General features: G+C 76.4%; 1 protein-coding gene. It reads right to left on the reverse strand.

Annotated features, from left to right (window positions below; translation table 11 throughout):
• Window positions 1-1,546 (reverse strand): acyltransferase domain-containing protein (locus VR44_RS38930; protein ID WP_045952416.1); only part of this gene is annotated, 1,546 nt, incomplete at both ends.

Consider the following 1,546-nt stretch of genomic DNA (forward strand, 5'->3'; position numbering starts at 1 on the left):
TCCTCGGGGCGGTCGGTGCGCAGGGCGGGGACCGTGAGGGCGTGTTCGTCCAGGAGTTCCCGGGTGAGGGCGGTCAGGGTGCCGCCGGGGCCGATCTCCAGGAAGGTGCCCGCGCCCTCGGCGGCCAGGGCCGCGACCGCGTCGGCGAACCGCACGGCCTCGCGGGCGTGCCGCACCCAGTATCCGGCGGAGCACCACTCCTCGGCGGTCACGGTGCGGCCGGTGAGGGTGGAGACGGCGGGCAGGGCGGGCGTGCCGAAGGAGACTCCGTCGAAGGCCCGGCGGAACTCCTCCAGGGCCGGCTCCATCAGCGGGGAGTGGAAGGCGTGGGAGACCGGCAGCTCCTTGGTCCTGCGGCCCCGGGCGGACAGCGGTGCGACCACGGCGGCCACGGCCGCGGCGGTGCCCGAGACGACCACGGACTCGGGTCCGTTGACGGCGGCGACGTCCGCCCGGTCCTCGTACCCGGCCAGCAGCTCCCGTACCTCCTGCTCGGAGGCCTCGACGGCGGCCATCGTGCCCCCGGCGGGAAGGGCCTGCATGAGCCGGGCCCGGGCGGCCACCAGGCGGCCCGCGTCCTGGAGGGAGAACACTCCGGCGGCGTGGGCGGCCGCGAACTCGCCCACCGAGTGGCCGGCCAGCAGGTCGGGGCGCACGCCCCAGGACTCCAGCAGCCGCAGCAGTGCCACCTGGAGCGCGAACAGGGCCGGCTGCGCGTGGCCCGTCCGGTCCAGCAGGCCGGTGTCCGCGCCGAACACGACGTCCTTCAGGGGCAGTTCGAGGTGCGGGTCCAGGGCGGCGCAGGCGGCGTCGAAGGCCTGCGCGAACACGGGGAAGGCCGCGTACAGTTCGCGTCCCATGCCGGGGCGCTGGCTGCCCTGGCCGGAGAAGAGGAACGCGGTCCGGCTGCGGGGCAGGACCACGCCGGCCGCGGTGGCGGTGTCCTCGGTGTCGGCGGGGGTCTCGCCGCGGGCCAGCAGTTCCAGGGCCCGGCGCAGCCCCGCGGGGTCCCGGGCGACGACCGCGGCGCGGTGGTCCAGTGCGGCCCGGGTCGTCGCGGTGGACAGGCCGAGGTCGGCCGGGGAGTGTTCCGGGTGGTCGGTGGTGTGGCGCAGGAGGCGGGCGGCCTGGTCGCGCAGGGCGGCCTCGTTCTTCCCGGACAGCAGGACGGGCGTGCAGCCCGCGGTGGGCCGGGGGGACGGCGCGGGCTCCGGCTCCGGGCCGGGGTTGGGGGGTTCCTCCAGGACGACGTGGGCGTTGGTGCCGCTGAACCCGAACGAGGAGACGGCCGCGCGGCGGGGCCGTTCGCCCTGCGGCCACGGGACGGGGTCGGTGAGCAGGCGTACCGTGCCTGCGGACCAGTCGACGTGCGGGGACGGGGAGTCCACGTGGAGGGTCCTGGGGAGCAGACCGTGGCGCATGGCCTCGACCATCTTGATCACTCCGCCGACGCCGGCGGCCGCCTGGGTGTGCCCGATGTTGGACTTCAGGGAGCCCAGCCACAGGGGCCGGTCCTCCGCGCGGCCCTGTCCGTAGGTGGCGATGA

Origin of the sequence: Streptomyces katrae, assembly GCF_000966975.1 — a bacterium.
GTDB lineage: Bacteria > Actinomycetota > Actinomycetes > Streptomycetales > Streptomycetaceae > Streptomyces > Streptomyces katrae.